This window comes from Curtobacterium sp. MCPF17_011 (assembly GCF_003234145.1).
GTDB lineage: Bacteria > Actinomycetota > Actinomycetes > Actinomycetales > Microbacteriaceae > Curtobacterium.
The window spans coordinates 254,757-279,430 of the sequence record NZ_QKSK01000001.1; the positions used below are offsets into that span (position 1 = coordinate 254,757).

The 24,674-nt window shown below is 71.6% G+C and carries 23 protein-coding genes; 5 read left to right on the plus strand and 18 right to left on the minus strand.

Annotated elements, in window-relative coordinates; genetic code table 11:
• Positions 1-4: 4 nt before the first annotated feature.
• The 4 genes from DEJ25_RS01240 to DEJ25_RS01255 form a co-directional block, all read right to left on the minus strand.
• Positions 5-2,077 carry a glycosyl hydrolase gene (locus DEJ25_RS01240; RefSeq protein ID WP_110903664.1) on the minus strand — a complete coding sequence of 691 codons (2,073 nt, stop codon included), beginning with the start codon at positions 2,075-2,077 and terminating at the stop codon, positions 5-7.
• Positions 2,074-2,814: an HlyD family secretion protein gene (locus DEJ25_RS01245; RefSeq protein ID WP_110903663.1), complete on the minus strand. Its 741-nt coding sequence runs from the start codon at positions 2,812-2,814 to the stop codon at positions 2,074-2,076. Before DEJ25_RS01245 ends, DEJ25_RS01240 begins: the two co-directional genes overlap by 4 nt.
• Positions 2,811-4,811 carry a cellulose synthase catalytic subunit gene (locus tag DEJ25_RS01250; protein WP_258366180.1) on the minus strand — a complete coding sequence of 667 codons (2,001 nt, stop codon included), beginning with the start codon at positions 4,809-4,811 and terminating at the stop codon, positions 2,811-2,813. Before DEJ25_RS01250 ends, DEJ25_RS01245 begins: the two co-directional genes overlap by 4 nt.
• Positions 4,812-5,199: 388 nt before the next feature.
• Positions 5,200-6,120, minus strand: a complete 921-nt coding sequence (locus DEJ25_RS01255; protein WP_220033146.1) for a LysR family transcriptional regulator ArgP — start codon at positions 6,118-6,120, stop codon at positions 5,200-5,202.
• A gap of 68 nt (positions 6,121-6,188) precedes the next feature.
• Between DEJ25_RS01255 and DEJ25_RS01260 the strand changes: the two genes are divergently transcribed.
• Positions 6,189-6,977 (plus strand): LysE/ArgO family amino acid transporter, encoded by a 789-nt coding sequence (locus DEJ25_RS01260; protein ID WP_181421561.1) that lies wholly within the window; start codon positions 6,189-6,191, stop codon positions 6,975-6,977.
• Between the two features lie 206 nt (positions 6,978-7,183).
• Here DEJ25_RS01260 and DEJ25_RS01265 read toward each other — a convergent pair whose 3' ends face one another.
• The 5 genes from DEJ25_RS01265 to DEJ25_RS01285 all read right to left on the minus strand — a co-directional run bounded on the left by DEJ25_RS01265 (position 7,184) and on the right by DEJ25_RS01285 (position 12,836).
• Positions 7,184-8,656, minus strand: coding sequence for an APC family permease (locus tag DEJ25_RS01265; RefSeq protein WP_110903662.1), 1,473 nt, complete (start codon positions 8,654-8,656; stop codon positions 7,184-7,186).
• 107 nt (positions 8,657-8,763) lie between these two features.
• Positions 8,764-9,651 (minus strand): hypothetical protein, encoded by an 888-nt coding sequence (locus DEJ25_RS01270; protein WP_110903661.1) that lies wholly within the window; start codon positions 9,649-9,651, stop codon positions 8,764-8,766.
• An 18-nt stretch (positions 9,652-9,669) separates the two neighbouring features.
• Positions 9,670-10,494, minus strand: a complete 825-nt coding sequence (locus tag DEJ25_RS01275) for an alpha/beta fold hydrolase (RefSeq protein ID WP_110903660.1) — start codon at positions 10,492-10,494, stop codon at positions 9,670-9,672.
• 219 nt (positions 10,495-10,713) lie between these two features.
• Entirely contained in the window at positions 10,714-11,226 is a 513-nt protein-coding gene (locus DEJ25_RS01280) for a methylated-DNA--[protein]-cysteine S-methyltransferase (protein WP_110903659.1), read from the minus strand.
• Positions 11,223-12,836 carry a DNA-3-methyladenine glycosylase 2 family protein gene (locus tag DEJ25_RS01285; RefSeq protein WP_110903658.1) on the minus strand — a complete coding sequence of 538 codons (1,614 nt, stop codon included), beginning with the start codon at positions 12,834-12,836 and terminating at the stop codon, positions 11,223-11,225. The genes DEJ25_RS01280 and DEJ25_RS01285 overlap by 4 nt, the downstream gene beginning before the upstream one ends.
• A gap of 104 nt (positions 12,837-12,940) precedes the next feature.
• Between DEJ25_RS01285 and DEJ25_RS01290 the strand changes: the two genes are divergently transcribed.
• Positions 12,941-13,501, plus strand: a complete 561-nt coding sequence (locus tag DEJ25_RS01290) for a molybdenum cofactor biosysynthesis protein (protein ID WP_110903657.1) — start codon at positions 12,941-12,943, stop codon at positions 13,499-13,501.
• 83 nt (positions 13,502-13,584) lie between these two features.
• On the opposite strand, the gene DEJ25_RS01295 is transcribed toward DEJ25_RS01290, so the two are convergent.
• The 5 genes from DEJ25_RS01295 to folE all read right to left on the minus strand — a co-directional run bounded on the left by DEJ25_RS01295 (position 13,585) and on the right by folE (position 17,244).
• Positions 13,585-14,133, minus strand: coding sequence for a type 1 glutamine amidotransferase domain-containing protein (locus tag DEJ25_RS01295; RefSeq protein WP_111043524.1), 549 nt, complete (start codon positions 14,131-14,133; stop codon positions 13,585-13,587).
• Positions 14,134-14,267: 134 nt separating this feature from the next.
• Positions 14,268-14,924, minus strand: a complete 657-nt coding sequence (locus DEJ25_RS01300) for an HAD-IA family hydrolase (protein ID WP_258366387.1) — start codon at positions 14,922-14,924, stop codon at positions 14,268-14,270.
• A gap of 30 nt (positions 14,925-14,954) precedes the next feature.
• Complete coding sequence (locus DEJ25_RS01305; RefSeq protein WP_111043525.1) at positions 14,955-15,701, minus strand: pyrimidine reductase family protein; 747 nt, start codon at positions 15,699-15,701, stop codon at positions 14,955-14,957.
• Positions 15,698-16,639 (minus strand): dihydropteroate synthase, encoded by a 942-nt coding sequence (gene folP, locus DEJ25_RS01310; protein ID WP_111043526.1) that lies wholly within the window; start codon positions 16,637-16,639, stop codon positions 15,698-15,700. Before folP ends, DEJ25_RS01305 begins: the two co-directional genes overlap by 4 nt.
• Positions 16,639-17,244, minus strand: a complete 606-nt coding sequence (folE, locus tag DEJ25_RS01315) for a GTP cyclohydrolase I (RefSeq protein ID WP_220033153.1) — start codon at positions 17,242-17,244, stop codon at positions 16,639-16,641. Before folE ends, folP begins: the two co-directional genes overlap by 1 nt.
• Before the next feature lie 154 nt (positions 17,245-17,398).
• On the opposite strand from folE, the gene DEJ25_RS01320 reads away from it, so the two are divergent.
• The gene (locus tag DEJ25_RS01320; RefSeq protein WP_110903652.1) at positions 17,399-18,868 is read left to right on the plus strand and encodes an NCS2 family permease; all 1,470 of its coding nucleotides are present in this window, start codon (positions 17,399-17,401) and stop codon (positions 18,866-18,868) included.
• Between the two features lie 103 nt (positions 18,869-18,971).
• Here DEJ25_RS01320 and DEJ25_RS01325 read toward each other — a convergent pair whose 3' ends face one another.
• Positions 18,972-19,427 carry a hypothetical protein gene (locus DEJ25_RS01325; protein WP_110903651.1) on the minus strand — a complete coding sequence of 152 codons (456 nt, stop codon included), beginning with the start codon at positions 19,425-19,427 and terminating at the stop codon, positions 18,972-18,974.
• Positions 19,428-19,559: 132 nt separating this feature from the next.
• On the opposite strand from DEJ25_RS01325, the gene DEJ25_RS01330 reads away from it, so the two are divergent.
• Positions 19,560-19,823, plus strand: coding sequence for a hypothetical protein (locus DEJ25_RS01330; RefSeq protein ID WP_110903650.1), 264 nt, complete (start codon positions 19,560-19,562; stop codon positions 19,821-19,823).
• Positions 19,824-19,885: 62 nt separating this feature from the next.
• Positions 19,886-20,407: a DUF1697 domain-containing protein gene (locus DEJ25_RS01335; RefSeq protein ID WP_111043709.1), complete on the plus strand. Its 522-nt coding sequence runs from the start codon at positions 19,886-19,888 to the stop codon at positions 20,405-20,407.
• Positions 20,408-20,428: 21 nt separating this feature from the next.
• Here DEJ25_RS01335 and DEJ25_RS01340 read toward each other — a convergent pair whose 3' ends face one another.
• From DEJ25_RS01340 to DEJ25_RS01350, 3 genes are all read right to left on the minus strand, one after another.
• Positions 20,429-21,196 carry an SDR family NAD(P)-dependent oxidoreductase gene (locus tag DEJ25_RS01340; RefSeq protein WP_110903649.1) on the minus strand — a complete coding sequence of 256 codons (768 nt, stop codon included), beginning with the start codon at positions 21,194-21,196 and terminating at the stop codon, positions 20,429-20,431.
• A gap of 145 nt (positions 21,197-21,341) precedes the next feature.
• Positions 21,342-23,849, minus strand: coding sequence for a glycoside hydrolase family 65 protein (locus DEJ25_RS01345; protein ID WP_110903648.1), 2,508 nt, complete (start codon positions 23,847-23,849; stop codon positions 21,342-21,344).
• Positions 23,846-24,616, minus strand: a complete 771-nt coding sequence (locus DEJ25_RS01350) for an HAD family phosphatase (protein WP_111043528.1) — start codon at positions 24,614-24,616, stop codon at positions 23,846-23,848. The genes DEJ25_RS01345 and DEJ25_RS01350 overlap by 4 nt, the downstream gene beginning before the upstream one ends.
• Positions 24,617-24,674: the final 58 nt, after the last annotated feature.

The window sequence follows — 24,674 nt, forward strand, 5'->3', positions numbered from 1 at the left end:
CGCGCTACTCGTGCGACATGATCCAGGCGAGCAGGTACGACCGGGTGTTGCCGGTGTCGATGTCCTCCGCCGGCAGGTCCCGGGCGACGGCGAGCGCCGCCTTCGCCTGACTGCCGGACGCCAGCGCCCGGTACATGAGCAGGTAGTCACCGAACTGCACCGCGTAGTCGCCCTCCGGGACGGCTTCGTCGAGCACCTTCCCGATCTGCTGCTTGCCGCCGGCGGCCACGTAGTCCGCGGCGACGGCGGGCATCGGGATGAGCTCGATGCCGGCCGGTGCCGCCGGGTCCGCGCTGAACCAGGTGGCGTGGTCGCGCTTGCCGCCCCAGTTCAGGGAGACGACGGTGTGCTGGAACCCGGGGAACGTGCGCAGGTCCGGGTCGAGGACATCGCGCCGCGCTGATGCAGCCTCGTTCGCCAGCAGCCAGTCGCCGAGTCGTTCGGTGGCTCGGGAGCCGGAGACCTGTCCCCAGCGGGCGAGCCCGTTCCAGGCCGACACCGCCTCGGACGACGACTCCTGGTTGTTCCCGTCCGCGAACGGCGAGTACCCGGAGGCCCAGGAGTGCTGTGCGTACGGGTCGTACACGCGGAGCTCCGGGAACGACTTCGTCGCCTCGGGGGACGCGATGTCATCCGCCACCAGGTCGAGGACCGGCTTCCACTTCACGACGAGGTCGTCCGACCCGTCCGCCACGATGGCGGCTGCGGACAGCAGGTACCCGTAGTGGAAGTGGTGGTCGTTGAACTCGTCCGAGCCGAACGAGGGCGCCTGTCCGACGAGCCCCTTCACGGTGTCGTCGTAGGCGAAGCACCGGGTGCCGCTGACGCCACACCCGTCGGGGTCGGTCCACTGGTCGATCTGCGCGACGAGTTGCTGCTTGAGGCCGGCGGCGACGTCGTCCAGGTCGAGCTGTGTGGCGAGCCGGTACAGGTTCGCGACCCGGTACAGGTCCTTGCCGCCGCCGTAGCTGTCGGCGCCGAAGGACGCCTCGGACACCCCGCCGGCGTCCGCACGGACCTGTGCGACGAGGGTGGCACGCTGCGCCGACGTCAGGCCGGACAGGTCGAGCCGGTCCGCGGCCGGGAGGCTCGGTGCCGCGATCCGCAGCACTTCACCGGTGCAGACGGGTGCGTCCCCGGTGATGGTCGCGTAGTGCAGTCCGGTGCAGCTGAGGCCCGTGGTCCCCTGGCCGGGTTGCGGCACGATGAGGGTCTTCCCCCTCGCGGCGGTGCGGTATCCGAGCGCGGTCCGCTGCTCGCCGTCGGACGCGGTGCCGGTGGACGAACGGGCCATCGTGACCTCGGTCAGGGGCGACGCGGCGGCCACGGACAGCGCTCTGACCTGCTTCGCGGTGGCGTCGTCCGGCACTGGGAAGAGCACGACCGAGCCGCCGGCGGCGAGGCGGATGCCACTGCCGCTGACGTCACCGGTGGTGACGACGCCCCAGGTGCGGCCGTCGGCGGTGATGGTGCCCGTCGTCGTGCCGTCCGGACCGTCGGTCGTGTCGGAGACCGTCCCCGTGGCGGTGACGGACTGCGCGGTCTCCGCGGTGTACGAGACGAGGGGTGAGCCCTGCGCGAGCACGGTGTGGCCGAGGACGGTGGAGCCCTTCCGGTGCTCGACCGTGACGGACACCTGGTCGTACGCGGACACCAGGGTGCGGTCCGAACCGAGGTCCAGGCCGACCTGCTGCACGGCACCGCCGGCGATCGTCTTCTCGGTCGCGCTGACGACGGGCAGGCCGGCGGCGAACCCGTCGTCGGTCACCTGCCACGAGATCGGTGTCGGGAAGACGGGCTGTGGCGCTGGGCCGTGGACGAGGCCGGAGAACCACCGGTTCGTGGGCGGGACCAGGCCGTCGGCGAGACGCATCGTGCCCGCGGTGGTCTTCGTGACCGAGCCGAGCGCCTCGACGGCCCGCTGCTGGGCCGCACCGTCCACGGAGGGTGACGCCATCCCGGTGGCCCGGTCGGAGCCTCCCGTCCCGGTCTCACCGCCGGTGCCGGTGCAGGCGGTGAGCACGAGTGCTGACGCGGCCACCAGGGCGACGGCGCCGACGCGGAACCGCACCGTCACAGGCCGATCTGCCGGAGGAAGTCGCGGAAGCCGTCGGTGACGCCTGACAGACGACCGTCGTCGCGGAGGTGCAGGGTCGCATCAACGGGCGTGCCCGGGCTGGTGACACCGGAGGACGGCGAGGCCGACAGCTCCGGACTCTCCACCGACACGGTCGTCTTCGCCTGGCCGTCACCGTCGGTGACGACGCTGACGTTCTTGACCTTGCCCTCGAGCGAGCGGTCGTTCGGCAGGAGCAGGTCCACGGTCGCGCCGTCGGCGATCCGTCCGTAGTCGCGGGCGCTGACGAGGAACTCCGACGTCACGAACAGGCTCTGGGACTTGTGGATGGTCCCCAGCTCGGAACCGGCCTGGACGTAGCCGCCGGCCTTCACGTCGAGCTTCGCGACGGTGCCGGAGACCTCGGCCTTGAACGTGATGAGGCCGTCCGGGGCGATCTCGTAGGCGCTCGTCTTCGTGTTCGCGCCGACGACGCCCTTCCGGATGTCCTGGGCGAGCTGCAGGCTCTGGACCTGCATCAGCTTCTCGCCCTCCTGGACGGTGTCGCCCTCTTCGACGTACTCCTCGGTGACGGTCCCGCCGTAGTCGGTGCCGACGGCGTACTCCTGCGCGGTGATCGCGGCCGAGGTGCTGGCGACGGCGCTCTGCCGCTGGTTGAAGACGAGCGTGCACGCCGCCACGATGACGAGCACCACGAGGATGCCGCCGTACAGACGGAGTCGGTTGGTCCAGGTCACGAGGCGACCTCCACGGGGGTCGGGGTGCCGGAGGCGGCACTCGCGGTGATCACGTCGCGTGCGGGCTGCAGCGAGTCGGGTCGGACCACCTGGGTCCGGAGGGCCGGTGCGGGCTCGAGCCCGGCAGCGGCGGCGAGCACGAGCACCGGCGCGGTGTCGGCGTCGCGCTCCTGGCGGGCCGCCCGACGGTTCGCCGACTGCTCACGGAACGCGGTGATGATGAACGCGCCGAAGATGAGCGAGTTCGTGATGTTCCACGCGGTCGCCAGGGTCAGTTGTCCGTTCGAGACGTCACGCCAGATCGCGACGACGCTCGTCAGGGACAGGAACACGAAGACGAGCACCTGGGGCACGATGAAGTTGAACGGTGACGGCGCCCGGCCTCGACCGGCTCCGGTGACGTGCCACGCCTGCTCCTTCCCGCAGAGGACGTTCCACAGCGCACGTGCGTAGATCGGGAACGACACCGCCGCGAGCAGCAGCGTCTCGTAGCGGAACGACCCGAGCGCGTAGAACGCCAGGACGACCTGCATGAGGTAGAAGCCCAGGTAGAAGAGCACCCACTCGCCCACGCCGATCGACATGTTCATCGGTCGGAGGTCGAAGAAGATCTCGAGCGGCGGGACGAGCAGCAGCAGTCCGGGCACGATGCCGGTCAGGTAGAAGCTCGCCGTCACGAAGTACTGCAGGCGCTGGTCCATCGTCAGCTTGCGCTTCGGGTTGAACGGGAAGTGCGTGAGCAGGATCTCGAACCCGCCGGTCGCCCAGCGGAGCTGCTGCTTGCTGTACGCCTCGATCGTCTCGGGGGCGTCACCGACCGCGAGGGTCATCGGGATGAAGACCGACTTCCAGCCGCGCTCGTGCAGGTGCAGGCTCGTCCAGACGTCCTCGGACTTCGAGTCGGTGTGGATGCCACCGACGTCGTCGATCGCGGCGCGACGGAAGATGACGTTCGTGCCGACGCAGAAGGCCGCGTTGAAGCGGTTCCGGCCGGGCTGGATGAAGCGGTAGAACACCGTCTGCATGTAGCCGGCGCCGCGGGAGACGAGGTTGTGCAGGTTGCCGTAGGTCTGCGGCGTCTGCACGAACGCGATCGACCCGTCCGCGAAGAACGGCACGGTCTCGAACAGGAAGTCCTTGCCGGGGACGAAGTCAGCGTCGAACACCGCGAAGTAGTCGCCCTTCGCCAGGGTCAGGGCGTGGTTGATGTTGCCCGCCTTCGCGCCGTTCGAGGACAGGCGCCGGACGTACCGCGCGCCGAGGCGGTCCGCCAGGGCCCGCACGTCGTCGCTCCGGCCGTCGTCGAGGATCCAGGTGCGGTGCTCGCCGCGCATCGCGACTGCGGCGGCGACGGTGGCCGCGATCTTCGTCAGCTCCTCGCCGTAGACCGTGATGAACACGTCGACGACGACACGCTTGCCACGGACCCGCATCGGCCACAGGTGGCTGCGGTTCGTGAGCCCCTCGCGGTCGATCTCGTCCAGGTCGAACATCGTGTCCTGGGTGTTGTGGAACGCGAAGTCGCGGGGGTCCGAGCCACCGGACAGGATCGTCCACATCGACAGCAGCGACTGCCCGACGAGGACGCTCTCCGCCACGATGACCAGGCCGTAGGGCAGGAAGTCGCCGCGGTTCGCGGGGTTGAGGAGGAACACCGCGTAGGTGACGACGCCGAGCGTCGCCAGCAGCACGATCAGCACCATCACCGGGCTGTGGGCCCGGGTGTCGGCGCGGGACCGACCGGTGGCGGCGGTGCCGGTCAGGCGCTGGAGCTGCTCGCGGTCGTCACGGCCGCGCTCGTCACGGTCGCGCTGCTCGCCGACACGGCGGACGGAGCGGCGGGTGGCGCCACGGCCGCGGGGGTCGGACGCCGCTCCGGTGCCGGGTCGCTCGCCGCCCCGCTCGCTCGCGGGGACGTCGATGACGACCTGTTCGGCCGGGTCGTTCGGGGGTTCTGGGGTCGTCCGGGGTCGCCGGACGTCCGTGGGTGCGGACATGCGCGTTCTCCTGTCGGGTGTCGGAGATGTCGTCCGTCGGGCCCACGGGGGCATGACAGACGACGGTGTCGGCGACGGTGGCGACAGGACCCGGACGCGGTGGTCCGGCGCGGACGGAGGCTAGGGTTCCTCGTCCGTGGCACGGTGCCCGCCGAGGGTGCGGCGTGCACCGGAGCGGTCCGCCCTCGGGAGACGGGACCGGTGTTCGGTGTGTGTTCGGATGTGTGCCGACGACCCGTGCCGTCGGTGGAGTGATCGTACGTCACGGTCCGTGCTCCCCATGTGACGATCGCGTGAACACGCCCCCTGAGCAGGGGTCAGGGGCCTGTCCCCCGGCGGGCCGTGCGTTCTGGGGACAGTCACAGGCGGGCGGCGCGCCCACGCCCGGTCACCCCGGCTGGTGCAGCCGTTCCGCAGCAACCGTGCGCACGGCATCGGTCACGCGTTCGAGCAGCGGCGACGCCAGGTTCCACCGCTGCCACCAGAGCGCCACGTCCGCCCGGCGCCCGGGCGTGAGCTCGACCAAGTCGCCCCGCTCGAGCGCCTCGAGACACTGCGCTTCGGGCAGCAACCCCCACCCGAAGCCGAGCTGTACCGCCCGGGCGAAGTCCGCCGAGTTCGGGACGAAGTGCCGCGGACCCCGGGGAGCGTGCCCGAGCACCCGCCGGAGGAACCCCTGCTGCAGGTCGTCGTCACGGTCGTAGTCCACGAGCGGCACACGGTCGAGACGGGTCGTCATCCGCCGCTCGGTGTCCGCACCGTCGAGGTACCGCCGGACGAACGACGGCGCGGCGACGGCCCGGTACCGGTCCACCCCGAGCGGGACGGACGAGCAGCCCTGCACCGGCTCCGCCTCGGCTGTGACCGCCGCCATCACCGTGCCGGCACGGAGGAGCTCCGCGGTGCGGTCCTGGTCCTCGCGGTGCAGGTCGAAGACCACCTCGGTGTCGTCCCGGACGATCGCGAGGGCGTCGAGGAACCACGTCGCGAGCGAGTCCGCGTTCACCGCCAACGGGATCGACGGTGTCCGACCGGGGACGTCGGAGTCGGGGACGTCCAGGGCACGCGAGGTCTCCTCGTCGAGCAGCCGCACCTGTCGCGCGTGCCGGAGGACGACCTCGCCGTCGGGCGTCGGCACGATCGGCGTGGTCCGCTGCAGCAGCACCCGGCCGACGAGCTGCTCCATCGCCTTCACCCGCTGCGACACCGCCGACGGGGTGATCGACAGCTCCCGGGCGGCGGCGTCGAAGGTCCCCGCGTCGACGGCGGCCAGGAGGGTCTCGAGGTGGTCACGGTGGAACTGCACCATCAGCGCAGCTTACGGCGCACCAGGAACCTGAGCTGGCCTGCAGCTCGAGCACGGCCTACGGTTCCCCTGTGACCACGCCGCTCGACGCCCTGCTCCCCGCCCTCTCCGGCCTGGGCACCGGGCTGGCCCTCATCGTCGCGATCGGCGTCCAGAACACCTACCTGCTGCGGCTCGCGGTGAGCGCACGACTGGCGGTGGTCGCCGTCGCCGTCGCGGTGTGTGCACTGTCGGACGCGGCGCTCATCATCGCCGGCGTGCTCGGCGTCGGGGCCGTCGTCGAGCGGGTGCCGGCAGCACTGCTGGTCATCCGCTTCGTCGGGGCGGCGTTCCTGCTGACGTACGGGGTGCTCGCGGCCCGACGGGCGCTGCGGCCCTCGGGCGAGGCCATCCGTCTCGACGAGCGGGCCGCCGAGGACGGGGTGCCCGTCGTGACGGGTGCGGGCCGTGGGACCGATGGTCTGGAGGCTGCACCGACGTCACGGGGTGCGGGCGCGCCTCCCGGCCGGGCCGGCATGGGCGACCGGCGTCCGGGCGAGTGGCGTCCGGGCGGCGACCACGGTGGACCGACGATGCGTGCCGCGGTCCTGACCATGCTCGTCTTCACATGGGCGAACCCGCACGTGTACCTGGACACCCTGGTGTTCCTCGGGTCGGTCGCGAACCAGCAGGGTGTCGACGACCGCTGGTGGTGGACCGTGGGAGCGGTGGCGGCGAGCTGCCTGTGGTTCGGTGCGCTCGGTTTCGGCGGCCGACTGCTGCGGCCGCTGTTCGCGCGACCGATGACCTGGCGGGTCTTCGACGCCCTGGTCGCCGTCGTGATGCTGGCCTTCGGGTCGGCGCTGCTCCTCGGCGCCTGAGGGCTGGCCCGCCCGGCGTCACCCGGCCGGCTGGCGTCTGGCGTCACCCGGCCGGCGTCGTCTGGCGTCACCCGGCCGATATCGTCCGGCGTCGCACAACAGAAGACGGCTCGCGCCACTGGATCCGGTGGCGCGAGCCGTCTTCTGTTGTGCTGATCCGAACGGTACCGCGGGGCGCGGGGCGTACCGCGCGGCGGCGACGGTGGTTACTCGCGCATGGCCTTGCCGACGCGGCTGTTGCGGCGGCTGTAGCCGAAGTAGATCACGAAGCCGATGACCAGCCAGATGACGAACCGGATCCAGGTCTCGACCTCGAGGTTGAGCATCAGCCAGAAGCAGAGCACCGCGGACAGGATCGGGATCACGGGTGACCACGGCACCCGGAAGGCGCGAGGTGCGTCGGGGCGGGACTTCCGGAGCACGATGATGCCGATCGACACGAGCACGAAGGCCGACAGCGTGCCGATGTTGATCAGGCCCTCGAGCTTCTCGACCGGCGTGAACCCGGCGAGCACCGCCACCACGATCCCGGCGATGAGCTGCACCCGGACGGGTGTCTGCGTCTTCGGGTTCGTGACCGAGAACCAGCGGGGCAGCAGCCCGTCGCGGCTCATCGAGAAGACGATTCGGGACAGGCCGAGGAGCAGCACCATGACGACGGTGGTCAGGCCGATGAGCGACCCGATGGCGATGATGCCGGCGGCCCACGGTAGTCCGACGATGTCGAAGGCCGAGGCCAGGGACGGAGCGTCCTCCTGCGCGAGCTGCTTGTACGACACCATGCCCGTGATGACGATGCTCACGCCGACGTAGAGCAGCGTCACGATGCCGAGCCCGATGAAGATGCCGCGGGGCAGGGTCTTCTGGGGGTTCTCGGTCTCCTCGGCGCTGGTGGCGACGACGTCGAAGCCGATGAACGCGAAGAACACCAGCGATGCCGCGGCGAGCAGCCCGAAGACGCCGTACTGCGCCGGCTCGGACCCGGTGGCGAAGGACACGAGCGACTGGGTCCAGACGCTGCCCTCGGCGCCCTTCGTCGGCTCGGCAGCGGGGATGAACGGCGTGAAGTTCGCGGCCTTGACGAAGAAGGCGCCGACCACGATGACGAACAGGACGATCGCGACCTTGATGACCGTGATGACGGCCGAGACCCGGCTGGACAGTCGGGTGCCGAACGCCAGCAGCGCGGTGAACACGCCGACGATGAGCACCGGGCCCCAGGTGAAGCCGATCGGGCCGATCGCGATGGTGCTCGGCACCGTGATGCCGAACACGTCGAACGCGGTGCTGAGGTAGATGCCCCAGTACTTCGCGATGACGGCGCTGGCGGTCAGGGTCTCGAGGATGAGGTCCCACCCCACGATCCAGGCGAGCAACTCGCCCATCGTCGCGTAGGTGAACGTGTAGGCGGAGCCGGCGACGGGGATCGTCGAGGCGAACTCGGCATAGCACATGATCGCCAGGCCGCACGTGACGGCAGCGAGCAGGAACGACACGATGACGCCCGGGCCGGCGAAGTTCGCGGCGGCGTTCGCACCGACCGAGAAGATGCCGGCACCCACCGCGACGGCGATGCCCATCGCGGCGATGTCGAACGTCCCCAGGGAGCGCTTGAGCGAGCGCCCCTTCTCGTCGGCGTCGGCGAGCGACGCCTCGATGGACTTGGTGCGGAGGGCCATGGGACTTTCCCGTCATCGGAGCAGGCGGACCACGGAAGGGTAGTGGTATACCGCACGATGGTGCAACCGCAGGTCCTGCGACCCGTCAGGGCCGGTCGCGGGTCCGGTCAGACCGCCGAGTCGGAACGTCCCTCGCGCCAGGCACGGAGGAACCGGGCGCCGGCCTCGTCGTGGATGACCCCCTCCGGCGCGGTGAGCACCGCGTACGGCGTCTCGGGCACCCCGTCAGCCGGTCGGACGTCGACGTGCGCGACCCGGTGCCCGTTCGCGTGCAGCCAGTCGGCCATCGCGTAGTCGCTCCGGGAGTCGCCCACCGTGCGCCACTCGAGCGGCAGGGCACCGTCCTCGGCCAGGAGCTCCAGCGCACGCTCGGCCCCGAGGTCCTTGCCGCTGCGGTCGGACTCGATGTCGGTCGAGATGATGGTCGGGTCGACGCGCCAGTCCACGGCTCCCCGATCGTCCGGCCGGACGTCGTCCAGGCGACGGACGCCGAGCCCGCGACGCTCGAGCGCGGCCATCGCCTGGGCGTCGAAGTCGGGCTGCCGGGCCAGGTACGCCGCGTTGTCGACGTCCACCAGCTGCTCGATCGACACCATCGCGTGCTTCGTCTCGTCGAAGAACACCAGGTCGGCGTACTCGTCGTGGACGAGCCCACGCATCTCGTCGGCGAAGTCCCGCGGCAGCGCCAGGTCCTCGGCGACGGTCAGGTCACCCATGCCGTCCGGGAACTGCGGGCCGATCGAGCACCAGACGGCGCCCTTCTCGCACACCGCGTGCACCCGGCCGCCCGCCGCGAGACCGCCGGCGAGGAGCGGGCCGACGACCTGCTCCCGGATGAAGGCGTCGCTGCGGCCGGTGTTGAACACCACGGGGATGCCCTCGGCCGCCAGGGCGACGAGGTCCTCGACGATGCTCGGGATCGCGATGGTCCGCGAGAGCGGGCTGGCGATCGGGCCGTCGACGTCGAGCAGGAGTCCGAGGCGGGGTGCGTTCACCCGTCCATCCTGGCCCAGTCAGTGCGGGTCGGGACTGGGTTGAGCCTGGAGGAAATCGTCGACCGTGCTCCGCAGCACCGCGGGGTCCGGCACGTGCCCCTGTCCCTCGAGCACCACGGACGTGGAGCCCGGCACGGTCTCGACCACGGCGCGGGCGGCCGCCCGTGTCCAGGTCGGGCCGCTGGTCCCCGCGGCGACGAGCACCGGGATGCCCACCGCGGCGAGCGCCCGCTCCGGCACCACGAGCCCGCTGAGCACGCGGACGTCGCGGCCGAGGACACCGGCGTCAGCGAGCAGCGCCTTCCACAGCTTCGGTTTGAGGGGCACGGCGGAGACCTGGAGCATCGGGACGCCGAGCACCCGGGTGAGGTAGGCACGGACCGCGGCGGCTCGACGCCCGCCGGCGATCATCTCGTCGAGGCGGTCGGCGAACAGGACGTCGTCGGCGTGCGCGTCGACGCTCGCGCGGTACGGCGGTTCGTAGAGGACGGCCCGGCCGACCGGGACCCCGGTGGCGACGGCGTGCAGGACGACGGCGGCACCGACGCAGATGCCGAGCAGGTCGACGGGGGCGCCGACGTCGGCGACCACGGCGGCCAGGTCCTCGATCTCACGCGTGACGGACCACGGTCGGGTGTCGCCGCTCGCGCCGCGTCCGCGCCGGTCGTAGGTGACGACCCGGTAGCGGTCGGAGAACGCGGCGACCACTCCGTCCACGAACGGTGTGCCCCGGTGGTCGAAGGCCCCGCCCACGACCACGAGCGCGGGCCCGTCGCCGCTCGACGAGACCGCGATCCGGGTGCCGTCCGCAGACAGCACCGATCGGTCAGCGGTGGTCGTCATGGGCGTCCTCGTTCGGTCTCGACGGCGAGTGGCGCGTCCCCGGTCGTGCCGCACCTCGAGGTGCCGCACGCATCGCGCTCGACGCTGCTCTCGGTCCACGGTGTCCGTGGGCCACGCCGTCGTCGCGAGTCTGACAGGCCCCGGGCTCCGCGTCACCACCCACGTCCTGGGGGAGCGCTTGGTGCTCGCTGTGAACGCGTCACCTGTCCGAGGGGCCGCTCAGACGAGGGCGTCGGCGGCCACGGACTCGCGTTCGAGCAGGGCCCGTTTGACGTCGAGTCCCCAGGCGAACCCGCCGAGCGACCCGTCGGAGCGCAGGACCCGGTGACAGGGGACGAACAGGGCGGGGGCGTTCCGGGCGCAGACACTGGCGGCAGCGCGGACCGCATCGGGGCGTCCCATCGCACTGGCGAAGGCCGTGTACGTCAGGGTCGACCCGGCGGGGATGTCCCGCAGTCGTCGCCAGCCCTCGGTGAAGAGCTCGGTGCCGACCTGGTGGACGGGGACCTGCATGGCGTGCTCGGGCTCTCCCGCGTAGTAGGCGTCCACGGCGTCGGCAGCGCGGACCTGCCCGTCGAGGACCCGGGTCGGGCGGTGCCGTTCGGCGAGGCGCGCGAGGATCCGGTCGGGGTCGGCGGTCCACCCCGAGGAGAGGACCCGCCCGCGGTCGTCCTCGAGCACGGTGAAGGGCCCGTCGGGGGTGGAGAGGGTGGTGAGGACGGCGTCGTTCATCGGAGTTCCTTCCCGGGGTTCGTGGAGGTCGCTGCGGCCCGGTCCATCGCGCGATCGATGATCGGCCGCCAGCAGTGCATCGTGAGGTAGCTCCGCCAGGGGGCCACCCGTTCCGACCATAGGGAGAGTGCGCGCGCCGTCCCGGGCAGCCCGAGTTCCTGTGCACCGTTCCGCACGGCGAGGTCGCTGTGCAGGAAGAGATCGGGGTGGTGGCGGACCCGGAGTGCGACGTAGTCGGCCGTCCACGGCCCGATGCCCTTCACGGCGAGCAGGCCGGAGCGGAGTTCCTCGAGCGACTGTCCGCCGTGGACCACGAGGCTGCCGTCGGCGAGCGCCACCGCGACGCGCATGATCGTGTCGACACGGGCTGCGGGGCCGCGGAGGACCTCCCGCCCGCGCTCGGCGACCACCGCGGCTCGGGGGAACAGCCGCACGAGGGACTCATCGCGATCGGAGGCACCCGGCCCCTCGACGACACCCGGCACGAGGCCCGCCGCCACCCGCTCCCCCAACGCCGCGACGAGCCGCGTCTGCGCCGTCCGGGCCGCCGCGACGGACACCTGCTGCCCGATGAGGGTACGGAACACCACCTCGTGCGGGTCCACCGCCCCCGGCAGCCGCATGCCGGGCACTCGTGCGACCGCCGGTGCGAGCTCGGGCACCGCTGCGAGGGCGGTGTCCACCGCCACCGGATCGGCGTCGAGGTCGAACAGCGCCCGCACCCGGGCCACGAGGGTCGGCAGGTCGGACAGGTCGGTGAGCCGGACGAGCAGGTCCAGTCCGGTCCGCACCCGGCCGACACGAGCACCGGACCCGGCCGTGTCGGCACCCGCAGCCGTCGCGCGGAACCAGCCCGGGCCTCCCGGCAGGTCCAGCACCCGCCCGTAGGAGGCGACCCGCCCCGCCGCGTCGAACCCGACCTGTTCCATGCCGGCGAGGGCGTGCAGCGCATGCCACTCGAGGAGCCCCTGCACGTCGAACGGCGGGCGCGCCGGCAGGTGCACGTGCAGCGCACCGTCACCACCCGGTGCGGTCCGTCGTCGGGCACGCAACTCGGTGGGTGTGAGCGCGAAGACCTCGCGCACGGTGTCGTTGAACTGGCGGATGCTCGCGAAGCCGGCGGCGAAGGCGACGTCCGCGATCGGCAGGTCCGACGAGGTGAGCAGGGTCCGCGCGGTCTGCGCCCGGTGCGCGCGGCTCAGGGCCTTCGGGCCGGCGCCGAGCTCGTCGGTCATGATCCGGTTGAGCTGCCGCTCCGAGTAGCCGACGCGCCCCGCGAGGCCGGGGACGCCCTCCCGCTCCACGACACCGTCGAGGACCAGGCGCATCGCACGGGCGGCGACGTCCTCACGGAGGTCCCACTCCGGGCTGCCGGGGGTCGCCTCGGGCAGGCAGCGGCGGCAGGCGCGGAACCCCGCGAGGTGCGCGGCGGCGCTCGTCCGGTAGAAGGTGACGCCCGTCGAGCGGGGTGTGCGGGCGGGGCAGCTCGGGCGGCAGTAGATGCCGGTCGAGTGCACGGCCGTGACGAACTGCCCGTCGAACCGGGCATCCCGTGACGCCGCGATCCGGTACCGCTCGTCGTGCAGCGCCTCCGCTCCGGTGGTGGTCATGTGGTCAGCCTGACATGCGCCGACGACAGCGGACTGGCGGGAATCGGACGTCGCAGCACCGCGGATGGACGGGCCGGCCGGGAGGCACGGCTAGCGTCGTCCGCATGGCTCCCGTCGTCGACCCGGTCGCCTCCGTCGCGCTGCCGCATGCCCGCGACGTCGAGGTGACGATGCTGCTGGTCTCCCGACGGCACCGCTACGAGGGGCGTCCCGCGGACGGCGCGTCACCGGCCGACGGGGAGGAGCTCCGCGACCGCGTCGAACTGCGCGCCGGACTCGGCATCGTCGGTGACCGCTACTTCGCCGCCCGGGCGCACGTGCACGCCTCGGTGACCCTGATCGGAGTGGCGGGCCTCGAGGCGGTCGGACGCGGACTCGGGGTGTCGATCGACCCGGCGGCGACCCGGCGGAACGTGTTCCTGCGCGGCGTCGACGTCGAGGCGCTGCGGGGCGAGCCGTTCTCCCTGGACTCCGGCGACGGCCCGGTCCTGTTCCGCGGGTACCGGCCGGCGAACCCGTGCGCGTGGATGGACACCGAGGTGGCTCCGGGAGCGTTCCGGGCGATGCGCGGGCGTGGCGGGGTGCGGTGCGACCCGGAGTCCGACGGGGTGCTCACCCTCGGTCCCGCGGTGCTGCGCACGGCACTTGCGGTCCCCGTCGCCTGACCGCTCCGCGGAACGCAACGCGGGCGGCACCACGCCACGGAGTACCGCTGCGCGCTGCCGCCCAGGTTGCGTGTTGCGAGGGGTCAGGCGAGCGCGGCCTGGATCGCGTCCACGAACGCCGGCAGGTCGCCGGGGTTCCGCGAGGTGATGATCGTGCTGCCGGTCTCGTCGACCTGGACCTCCTGGTCGACCCACTCGGCACCGGCGTTGCGGACGTCCGTCTGCAGCGACGGGAACGAGGTGATCGTGCGACCCGGCAGGACACCGGCCTCGACGAGGGTCCACGGGCCGTGGCAGATCGCCGCGATCGGCTTGCCGGCCTCGACGAACGCCTTGACGAGGTCGATCGCCGTGGAGTCCTGGCGGATGGTGTCGGCGTTGATCGTGCCGCCGGGCACCACGAGGGCGTCGAAGTCGCCCGCTGCGACGCCGTCGAGGGTGGTGTCCGAGTCGACGCTCTTGCCCGGGTCCTTGTCACCGACCAGGGTCTGGATCGGGCCGGACTCCTTCGCGGCGACGGTCACGGTGGCCCCGCGCTCCCGGAGCTGCTCGGTGGGGACGACGATCTCGTCCTGCTCCACGCCGTAGTTCGTCGCGATGACGAGGATCTTCTTGCCGTCGAGGGCTGCCATGGTCACTCCTTCCGCAGACCGGGGTCTCCGGCTGCGCACACCACGGTCGTCGGAGCCCGCTGGGTGCGTTCGCAGTGCGCAGGGGGCGTCGACCCGGAGTGCGCGGAGCACCCCCCACGGCGCTCCCGCTGAGCTCAGCCGCGGATGCGGAACCCATCGCCCTCGGCCGTCACGGTGACCCCGTCGTACCCGGTGATCCGCACCAGGTCCGCCGGCAGGTCGGCGGGGGCGAGCGGCCCGACGGCGACGGTCGTCGCACCGGAGGCGAGCGCAGCCTCCAGTCCGGCGGGGGCGTCCTCGAAGGCCAGGCAGTCCTCGGCCGCGACCCCGAGCAGGGCCGCACCGCGCAGGTAGCCGTCCGGGTGCGGCTTGCCGTGCTCGACGTCGTCGGCGGCGACCACGGCGTCGGGGACGGGCACGTCGGCGGCGCGCATCCGGTTCACGGCGAGGTCCCGCGGGGCGCTGGTGACCAGCGCGACGGGCACGCCGGCGGCGAGCAGCCGGCGGACGAAGGCGCCGGCACCCGGGACCTCGATGATGCCCTCGGTGTTCTCGACCTCGTCGTTGACGAGTTCGAGTGCGACCCGACGCTGCTCGTCGGGTGCGAGGTCGGGCAGGAAGTGCCGGATCGTGTCGATCGTCTGCCGGCCGTGCGAGAAGCCGAGGATCGTCTGCGGGTCGAGGTCGTGGTCGGCGCCGAAGCGACCCCACGCACCCTCGACGATGGCGGTCGAGTCGACGAGCGTCCCGTCCATGTCGAACAGGACCCCGGACACCACGACGTCGATCACGGTGCCGACCCTACCTGCCGCCCGCCGCCGTCATCGCGCACGGACGTACCGCGTCAGCAGCACGTCCCCGGCCCCGTGCAGCACGTGCGCGAGCCGCATCGACCGCAGCTCCGGCGACGACCCGTGCACGATGCGTCCCCCCTCGCCGCCCTCGAGGGACGGGTCGATCGACAGGCACAGCTCGTCGACCAGGTCCGCCGCCACCAGGGCACCGAGGAACGACGGCCCGCCCTCGCAGTGGATGGTCGGCAGGCCCCGGTCGACCAGGGCGGCCCGGACCTGGGCCGGGTCGACGGAGTCCTCGCCGCAGGACACCACGTCCGCGACGGCCTCGAGCGCCTGTCGCCGCGAGGGGTCCGCGGACGCCGAGGTCAGGACGACCGGCCGGACCGGCGCCTCGGTGAACACCCGCGATGCCGGGTGGAGGCCGAGTGACCCCGTCACGATCGCGAACACCGGGTGGTCGGACAGGCCGTGCTCCCGGCGCCAGGCGACGTCGGCGTCGTGCAGCACCATCGGCCCGTACCCCTCGTCGCGGACGGTGCCCGCTGCGACCAGGACGACGTCGGCGACCCGGCGCAGCAGGTCGAACACGCGCAGGTCGTCGTCCCCGCCCAGCGAGCCGGACTTCCCGGAGGCGGTCGAGGAGCCGTCGAGGGAGCTGACGAAGTTGACGCGGAGCCAGCCACCGTCAGCGGTGCCCTCCGCACCGTCGGTGTAGACGTCGAGCAGCTCGTCGTCGGACAGGTCGGCGATCGGGTCGGGCAGGTGCGTCACGTGTTGTGCCTCGCTTCCAGGGGTGCCCGCCAGCCGAGGACGGTCTCGACCATGCGCATCGCGTCGACGGACGCGAGGACGTCGTGCATCCGGACGATCCGCGCCCCGAGCATCGCGCTCATGGTCGCCGCGGCCAGCGACCCGGGCAGCCGCTCCCCGCGCGGCCGGCCGAGGCTCTCCCCCACGAAGTCCTTGTTCGACACCGCGGCGAGGACCGGGTAGCCGAGGGCGACGACCTCCGGCAGACGCCGGGTCAGCTCGAGCGTGTGCACGGTCGTCTTGTTGAGGTCGTGCCCGGGGTCGATGATGATCCGGTCCTCGGGGATGCCCGCCTCGAGCGCCCGGTCGACACGGAGCCGCAGGAAGGCCGCGACCTCGCCCGCCACGTCAGCGTACTGCGGCTTCGGGTACTCCTGCCGGGGCGCCGCGAGCGAGTGTGTGATGACGATCGTCGCGTCCGAGTCCGCGACGACGGCGGCCATCCGCGGGTCGGCCAGGCCGGTGGTGTCGTTGACGACGCTGGCACCGGCGGTGATCGCGGCGGCCGCGACCTCGGGCCGGAAGGTGTCGACGCTGATCGTCACGTCGGACTGCTCGGCGACCTGCTCGACGACCGGGAGGACGCGCTCGATCTCGTCGGCCGCGGACAGCTCCGGCCCGGGGGCGAACTTCACCCCGCCGATGTCGACCCAGTCGGCGCCCTGCTCGGCGGCCGTGACCGCGGCTTGGACCGCACGGTCCAGGGCGAACGTGCGGCCCTCGTCGTGGAACGAGTCGGGGGTGCGGTTCACGATCGCCATCACGGCGATGCGGTGGTCGAAGTCGAAGGTGCGGCGGCCGATGGTCCGGATCGGCTGCCCCAGGTCCGGGACCACCCACCCGGGTCCGGTCGCGCCGGCCGCACCGGACTGGAGGCCCGCACCGAGTCCGACGCGCATCAGCCGTCCGCCCCGGCGGCGGCTCTGGCTCCGGCTGCGGACCCGGCCCCGATGAGGGCGATCGCCTCGGCACGCCCGGCCGCGTCGGCGAGGATCCCGCTCGCCGCGACGGTGACGGTCGTGGAACTCGTCTGCCGTTCACCCCGGGTCGTCACGCACTGGTGCTGGGCGTCGAGCACCACGAGGACACCCCGTGCCTCGAGGCCGTCCTGCACCGCGGCGACGATCTGCTCGCCGAGGCGCTCCTGCAGCTGCGGACGGGAGGCCAACGCCTCCACCACCCGCGCCAGCGTCCCCAGGCCGATCAGTCGCTCGCCCGGTGCGTACGCCAGGTGGGCCGTGCCGAGGAAGGGGAGCAGGTGGTGCTCGCACACCGAGCGGAACAGGACGTCGCGGACGATCACCAGGTCACCGCGTTCGCCGTCACCGGCGGGCACCGTGCCGTCCCGGGCGATCTGCGTCGCGTCCTGGTCGAGCCCGGCGAAGAACTCCGTGTACGCGTCCGCGACCCGTTGCGGGGTCCGCTCCAGTCCGGGTCGGTCGGGGTCTTCGCCGATGCCCGCCAGCAGCTCTCGCACGGCGGCCTCGACACGGGCACGGTCCATGCGCTGGGTCACCCGCTCATCCAACACCGCCGAGCGGCAGTGCAACTGACCACGGAACGCGGTGCCGTACCCCGATCAGCAGGATCGGGCCTCCAGGACGGCTACCCTGCCGCCCCGACGTGCCCGCGGTCCCAGGTTCCTTTAAACTCCCCCGGTGAGCGCCCCGCAGACATCCAGCCCGCCCCGGAACCGCGTCGCATCCGGCCTCGACCGCTTCTTCTCGGTCACGAAGCGCGGATCGACCATCCCCCGCGAGATCCGTGGTGGTCTCGTCTCCTTCGTGACGATGGCCTACATCGTCATCCTCAACCCGCTCATCCTCGGCGGGTTCAGCGCCGACCAGGCCGCCAAGGACGTCAGCGGCGGGTGGCTCGAGAACGCTCAGGTGGCCGCGGCCACCGGTCTCGTCGCCGGGCTGATGACCATCGCGATGGGCCTCGTCGCGAACCTGCCGTTCGGCATCGCGGCGGGCCTCGGGATCAACTCGTTCCTCGCCGTCAGCGTCGTGCACCAGGTGACGTGGGCCGAGGCGATGGGCCTCGTCGTCATCAACGGCGTGATCATCGTGATCCTGGCGTTGACCGGCATCCGGACGATGATCTTCACGGCGGTGCCCGCGCAACTCAAGGCCGCGATAACGGTCGGCATCGGCCTGTTCATCGCGTTCATCGGGCTCGTCGACTCCGGCTTCGTGCGGTCCTCCGGGCTCGCGTCGCCGCCGCTGCAGCTCGGCGAGGACGGTTCCGTCGGCGCCCTGCCGACGATCGTGTTCCTGATCGGCCTCGTCATCATCGGCACGCTCATGGCCCGCCGGGTCAAGGGCGCACTGCTCATCGGCATCATCGCGACGACGGTCATCGCGGTCATCCTGCAGGCCGTGTTCCACGTGCCGACCTCGGTCGACTCGAAGACCGGCTGGAACCTCAACGCTCCCGGCCTGCCGAGCGCGCTGTTCGCCCTGCCCGACCTGTCCTTGGTCGGCCAGTTCGACTTCGGCGCCTTCGCCCGGATCGGTCCGCTCGCCGCGTCGATGCTCGTCTTCACGCTGGTCTTCACGAACTTCTTCGACGCCATGGGCACGATGACCGGCCTGGCGAAGGCAGCCGGGGTCGCGGAGAAGGACGGCACGTTCCCCCGTCTCCGTGCGGCGCTCGTCGTCGAGGGTGCCGGCGCGATCGCCGGTGGTGGCGCCTCGGTGTCGTCGAACACGGTGTTCATCGACTCCGCCGCCGGCATCGGTGAGGGCGCCCGGACCGGCATGGCCTCGGTCGTGACCGGTCTGTTGTTCCTGGCCTCGATGTTCCTGACCCCGCTGACGCAGGTCGTCCCACTCGAGGTCGCTGCCGCCGGGCTCGTCGTCGTCGGTGCGCTCATGGTGGCGCAGGTCGCGGACATCGACTGGACCGACTTCGGGTCGGCACTGCCGGCGTTCCTGACCATCGTCGTGATGCCGCTGACGTACTCGATCGCGAACGGCATCGGCGCCGGCTTCATCAGCTGGGTGCTCATCAAGGCGCTGTCCGGCAAGGGCCGACAGGTCTCGTGGCTGCTCTACGTCGTCGCCGCCGGCTTCCTGCTCTACTTCGCACGCGGTCCGCTGGAGGCCCTGCTCGGCGTCGGCTGACCCGCCCCGCTGAACGCAACGTGGGCGGTTGCTCGCAACGGTATCCCGTGGCGAGCACCCGCCCACGTTGCGTTCCGCGGAGGGGACGGACGGGAGGCCCGGATCAGTCCGGCAGGTCGGCTGGCGTCGCCTCGTGGTGGGGCTGGGCCGGCGTGCGCCGGTCCTCCTTCATGCCCGCCTCGAACAGGTGGCGCTTGCCGCCGACGAGCTGCTCGCGCGCGGTCCGCTCGAGCTCCTTCGCGGTCGCGTAGTAGCCGTCGTCGTAGTCCTCGACGATCTGGAACGTCCACCGCCCGGCGATGACGTTGCGGCCGACGAGCTCGGTGTCGATGCGCTCCGCGAGTTCGGTGTGCCCGGCCTTCCGCAGCTGCTCCACCGCCTCGCCGATGTTCAGGTCGGCGGTGCCGGTCAGCCGGTGGAACCCGTAGAGCAGGCCGCGAGCGTGCTCGATGACCTCGATCGCTGCAGAGAGGCTACCGAGGGCCTCCACCGTCGCTTCGGAGACCCCCTCCGGGACCTGGTGTGCGGCGTCGGGACCCTGGGTGTCGTCGTTCGTCATGATGCCCGTCTACACGACCGGCCCTCGACTGTCCCGCCGTACTCCGGCGGACGAACACGGCGCGCCGGGCCGCTTGCAGGTGTCGGACGGTCGACCTAGCATTCGAACACACGTTCGAACGAGGAGGCCCTGATGATGATCGTCGACACCGCTGTCACCGTGTGGTGGACCGGCGGCGCGCCCGTCCGACTGGTCTGGCTCGGGCGACGCTGGCGGGTCTCCGACGTCCCGACACGGCTGACCACGACCCCGGCCGACCTGCCCACCGCCATCACCCACGCGCCGGAGCGCACGGCCGGTTGGCGCTTCCAGGCCACCGCGGAGGACGGGGAGACCCTGGTGGTCGACATCGTGCCAGAGGGTGGCGGCTGGACCGTCGCCCGGACCTGGACGTGAGCAGCGCGGACGCGGCCACGACCCGCGTGGACCCGGTCACCGACGCGCGCTACGGTCACGACATGACGAACTGGATCGCCCTGCTGCGCGGGGTCAACGTGAACGGCATCACGATCCGGAGCGCCGACCTCGCTGAGCTGTTCCGTGGCCTCGGGTACACGGACGTCCGGACGATCCTCGCTTCGGGCAACGTCGTCTTCACCACCGCCGACCCGGTCGATCCCGCGGTGCTGCGGTCCTCGATCGAGCAGGCACTCCGCGACCGCTTCGGGTACGACGCCTGGATCGTGCTCGTCCGCCACGACTCCCTGGCCGACCTCGTCGCGGGGTTCCCCTTCGCGTCGGCGGCCGACCGCCATGACTACGTCGTGTTCGCCTCCGAGCCCGTCGCACTCGACGACCTGCTCGCCGGGCTCGACCACGACCCGGCGATCGAGCAGGTCGCCCGGGGCGACGGCGTCGTCTACTGGTCGTGCCCGAAGGGGTCGAGCACGACGACCCCCTTCGCGAAGCGCGCCGGTGCCGGCCGCTTCAAGCGCACGACGACAGCCCGCAACACGAACACGCTCCGCAAGCTCCTCTGACCGGAGCAGCCAGCGCCGACGTCAGGCCTGCGCCGGCTGCCCGTTGCTCGCCATCGTGCCGCCGTCGACCGGCAGGATCGCCCCGGTGATGAACGACGCCTCGTCGCTGGCCAGGAAGAGCACCGCCGCCGCGACCTCCTCCGAACGGCCCCCGCGGCCGAGGGCGATGCGCTCCGAGAACTCCCGCTTGAGCTCCTCGTCCTCCGCCTGCGACTGCGTCAGGTCCGTCCAGATCAGGCCGGGTGCGACGGCGTTCACCCGGACACCGAACCCGCCGTTGTCCAGGGCAGCAGCCTTGGTGAAGTTCGAGACGCCGCCCTTCGCCGCGTTGTAGGGACTCATCCGCCAGTCCGCGGCCTCGCCGGACACCGACGAGGTGTTCACGATCGAGCCCTTCGTCTCCCGCAGGAACGGCAGCGCGACCCGGGTGCCGTAGAACACGCTCGACAGGTCGGTCTCGACCACCCGGCGCCACTCGTCCGGTGAGATGTCGGTGATGTCGCCCGAGGTGAACGTGCCGGCGTTGTTCACGAGCACGTCCAACCGGTCCCAGCGGTCGATCGCCGCGTCGACGACGGTCTGCCACGCGTCGGGGTCGGCGACGTCGGCCTGCAGCCACAGCGCCTGGGCGGTCGGCAACGAGTCGGCGACGTCGCGGACCTTCTCCTCGACGCTGTCGACCAGGACGACGCCGGCGCCCTCCGCGACGAACGCACGCGCGGTGGCCTCACCGATGCCGGACCCCGCGCCCGTGACGATCGCGACCTTGCCCTCGAACCGCTTGCCCATGGTGTTTCCTCCCGCGTCGGTGGTCCCCGTGGAGGGACGCCGTCGGCCCGGAGGACACGGGAGACCACGGTGCCCGCCGCGCCCTGGACGGTGGTCCAGGCGGGGCGGGCACCGGGGCGGACGGAGGACGGGCCTCCTGGCCGGGTCAGGCCGTGGTGTCCTCGTCCTCCATGTCGCGTTCGAGCGAGATCGTCGGGATGGAGGCGGTGATCACCGAGCCGTCGGCACGGAGCGTCCCCTGGATGTCACTGGTGGTCGGCGCGTGGCCGGCCATCCGCGGTCCCTGGTGTGGCAGCGGCACGACGGTCGGTTCGCCGGGACGCACCTCGACCTGCTGGTTGTGGACCCACGCGTCGAGGCCGGCGCCGGTCTCGACCGTGAAGGTGAGCGCCTCCTGCTCGAGGTCGACCCGTACCCGCGAGCCGTTGACCGTGATGCGGTACGTCAGGCGGTCCCAGTCGGTCGGCAGGCGCGGGTTGAAGGTCAACCGTCCGCCGTGGTCGCGCATGCCGCCGAAGCCGTTGACGAGCGCACCCCAGATGCCACCCGTGGACGCGATGTGCACGCCGTCCGTGGTGTTGCCGTGCAGGTCGGCGAGGTCGACGTAGAGCGCGGTCTGGAAGTACTGACCGGCGAGCTCGTGGTAGCCCACCTCGGCCGCCATGATCGACTGCACGACCGCGGACAGCGTGGAGTCGCCGGTGGTCAGGGCGTCGTAGTAATCGAAGTCGCGGCGTTTCTCGGCGGGCGTGAACTCGTGGCCCTGCAGGAACAGGGCGAGCACGACGTCCGCCTGCTTGAGCACCTGGAACCGGTAGATGACCAGCGGGTGGTAGTGCAGCAGCAGCGGACGCTTCGACTCCGGCGTGCGCTCGAGGTCCCACAGTTCCTTGTCGAGGAACTGGGCGTCCTGCGGGTGGATGCCACGGTGCGGGTCGAAGGGGATCTCCATCGACTCGGCGGCGCGCTCCCAGTTCACGACCTCGTCCGGGTCGAGCCCGGTGCGACGGACCATGCGGGCGTACTCGTCCGGGTCGTCGACGGCCAGCTGCCGACAGGCGTTGACGGCGAACCAGAGGTTCGCCCGCGCCATCACGTTCGTGTACATGTTGTCGTCGACGACGGTCGTGTACTCGTCCGGCCCGGTGACGCCGTCGATGTGGAACTTCTGGTCGCCGTTCGAGCGCCAGAACCCCAGGTCCTCCCACAGCCGCGCGGTCTCGACGAGGATGTCGATCGCGCCACGCTTCAGGAAGTCGGTGTCGCCGGAGGCCCGCACGTACTGCATGAGCGCATGGGCGATGTCCGCGTCGATGTGGTACTGCGCGGTGCCGGCGGCGTAGTACGCGCTGGACTCCTCGCCGTTGATCGTGCGCCACGGGAACAGGGCTCCGCGCTGGTTCAGCTCGCGGGCCCGGGACCGGGCGGCGTCGAGCATGTTGTAGCGGAAGCGGAGCGCGTTCCGGGCGACGATCGGCGCCGTGTACGACAGGAACGGCAGGACGTAGATCTCCATGTCCCAGAAGTAGTGGCCGCCGTAGCCGGAGCCGGTGACGCCCTTCGCCGCGATGCCGTGGCCGTCGGTCCGGGCGGTGGCCTGCGCGAGCTGGAACAGGTTCCACCGGACGGCCTGTTGGATCTCGGGCTGACCGGCGATCTCGACGTCGCTGCGCGCCCAGTAGTCGTCGAGCCACTTGCGCTGGTCCCCGAAGACCTGCTCCACGCTCTCGTACTTCGCGCGGTCGAGGGTGCGGTCGCAGCGGTCGGCGAGTTCACGCGCCGGGACGCCGCGGGACGTGTGGTAGACGACGCTCTTGACCAGACGGATCGGCTGCCCGGCCTTCGCCTGGACCCGGTAGACGTGCTTGGCCAGGTCGTCCTCGATGCTCGAGGTCTCGTCCCAGCTGTTCTCGGTCTCCAGACGGTGCTCGACGCCGACGCAGATCGTCATGCCGGAGCTGGTGGCCTGGTAGCCGAGCAGGGAGCGCGAGCCCGCGTTCCGCTTGAGCCGCGGCTGCAGCACACGGTCGGTGAAGGACTCGGCCTTGCGCGGGTCGAACGCCGCCGCGGCCGCCTTCATGCCGGCGTGGTACTCGTCGGCGACGTCCTGGCGGTTGAGCACCTGGCTCGACAGCAGGACGGAGGCGTCGTGGTCGAGCATGGTGACCTCGTAGTCGATGACGGCGAGGTGCCGTTCGACGAAGGACACCAGGCGCCGGGAGCGGATGAGCACCCGCTTGCCGGACGGCGTCGACCACTCCGTCTCACGCAGCAGGTAGCCCCCGCGGAAGTCGAGCCGACGCGTGTGCCGCAGGATGTCCGCCTCGGACAGGACGAGCGGCTCGTCGTCGACGTACAGGCGGATGACCTTGGCGTCCGGGACGTTGATGATCGTCTGCCCGGTCTTCGCGAACCCGAACGCGGTCTCGGCGTGCCGGATCGGCCAGGTCTCGTGGAAGCCGTTGATGTACGTGCCGTACTGCACGCCGCCGCGGCCCTCGTCGAAGTTGCCGCGGAGGCCGAGGTACCCGTTGCCGACCGCGAAGTTCGTCTCGTCGACGCCCTGCTCGTCCGCGTACTCGGTCTCGATCAGCGCCCACTCGTCGACCGGGTACCGGACGCGGTCGAGGGGGTCGGAGGTGATGGGGTTCATGCGGTCTTCCGGGGGTCGACGGGAGGCAGGTCGGGGAGCAGGTCGGCGAGGTCCGTCACGACGACGTCCGCGCCGTGCTCGCGGAGGGAGTCGGCACCGGCGCCGCGGTCGACCCCGATCACGAGGCCGAACGCCCCGTTGCGGCCGGCTTCGACCCCGCTGGTGGCGTCCTCGACGACGACGCACTGCGCGGCGGTCAGGCCGAAGCGCGTCGCAGCATCCAGGTAGGTGTCGGGCGCGGGCTTGCCGGCGAGGCCGTCCGCGCGGGCGACAGCACCGTCGACGATGACGTCGAAGCGGTCGATGATGCCCGCGGTCCGGAGCACCTGCTTCGCGTTCGCGGAGCTGGACACGACGCCGACCTCGTACCCGGCGTCGATCGCCGCGGTGAGGAACCGCACCGAGCCGGGGTAGGGCGCCACACCGTGCTCCTGCAGCTCGGCGGTGAACTCCGCGTTCTTCCGGTTGCCGAGCCCACAGACCGTGTCGAGCGTCGGGTCGTCGTCCGGGGTGCCCTCGGGGAGGTCGATGCCGCGGGCCTGCAGGAGCGAGCGGACTCCGTCGTACCGGGGCTTGCCGTCGACGTACGCGAAGTAGTCCTGCTCGGTGTACGGCGCCACCCCGTGGTGGTCGAGGTAGGGCGTGAAGAGGCGGCTCCACGCTCGCATGTGCACCTCGGCCGTGGGCGTGAGGACGCCGTCCAGGTCGAAGAGGAGCGCCCGCTGGTCAGCGAGCGGTGCAGGGGTTCGCCGGTCCGACGACGTCATGGGCAGACCTTCCAGGGGAGCGGTGTCGATCACGGTTGCTGCGGGGTCAACTCTAGGA

Excerpts from the sequence above, each read along its gene's own strand:
- DEJ25_RS01250 (WP_258366180.1), bottom strand. The coding sequence starts at position 4,811 with ATGTCCGCACCCACGGACGTCCGGCGACCCCGGACGACCCCAGAACCC.
- DEJ25_RS01255 (WP_220033146.1), bottom strand. The coding sequence starts at position 6,120 with ATGGTGCAGTTCCACCGTGACCACCTCGAGACCCTCCTGGCCGCCGTC.
- DEJ25_RS01265 (WP_110903662.1), bottom strand. The coding sequence starts at position 8,656 with ATGGCCCTCCGCACCAAGTCCATCGAGGCGTCGCTCGCCGACGCCGAC.
- DEJ25_RS01275 (WP_110903660.1), bottom strand. The coding sequence starts at position 10,494 with ATGACGACCACCGCTGACCGATCGGTGCTGTCTGCGGACGGCACCCGG.
- DEJ25_RS01280 (WP_110903659.1), bottom strand. The coding sequence starts at position 11,226 with ATGAACGACGCCGTCCTCACCACCCTCTCCACCCCCGACGGGCCCTTC.
- DEJ25_RS01285 (WP_110903658.1), bottom strand. The coding sequence starts at position 12,836 with ATGACCACCACCGGAGCGGAGGCGCTGCACGACGAGCGGTACCGGATC.
- DEJ25_RS01290 (WP_110903657.1), top strand. The coding sequence starts at position 12,941 with ATGGCTCCCGTCGTCGACCCGGTCGCCTCCGTCGCGCTGCCGCATGCC.
- DEJ25_RS01295 (WP_111043524.1), bottom strand. The coding sequence starts at position 14,133 with ATGGCAGCCCTCGACGGCAAGAAGATCCTCGTCATCGCGACGAACTAC.
- folP (WP_111043526.1), bottom strand. The coding sequence starts at position 16,639 with ATGCGCGTCGGACTCGGTGCGGGCCTCCAGTCCGGTGCGGCCGGCGCG.
- folE (WP_220033153.1), bottom strand. The coding sequence starts at position 17,244 with ATGGACCGTGCCCGTGTCGAGGCCGCCGTGCGAGAGCTGCTGGCGGGC.
- DEJ25_RS01325 (WP_110903651.1), bottom strand. The coding sequence starts at position 19,427 with ATGACGAACGACGACACCCAGGGTCCCGACGCCGCACACCAGGTCCCG.
- DEJ25_RS01330 (WP_110903650.1), top strand. The coding sequence starts at position 19,560 with ATGATGATCGTCGACACCGCTGTCACCGTGTGGTGGACCGGCGGCGCG.
- DEJ25_RS01335 (WP_111043709.1), top strand. The coding sequence starts at position 19,886 with ATGACGAACTGGATCGCCCTGCTGCGCGGGGTCAACGTGAACGGCATC.
- DEJ25_RS01340 (WP_110903649.1), bottom strand. The coding sequence starts at position 21,196 with ATGGGCAAGCGGTTCGAGGGCAAGGTCGCGATCGTCACGGGCGCGGGG.
- DEJ25_RS01345 (WP_110903648.1), bottom strand. The coding sequence starts at position 23,849 with ATGAACCCCATCACCTCCGACCCCCTCGACCGCGTCCGGTACCCGGTC.
- DEJ25_RS01350 (WP_111043528.1), bottom strand. The coding sequence starts at position 24,616 with ATGACGTCGTCGGACCGGCGAACCCCTGCACCGCTCGCTGACCAGCGG.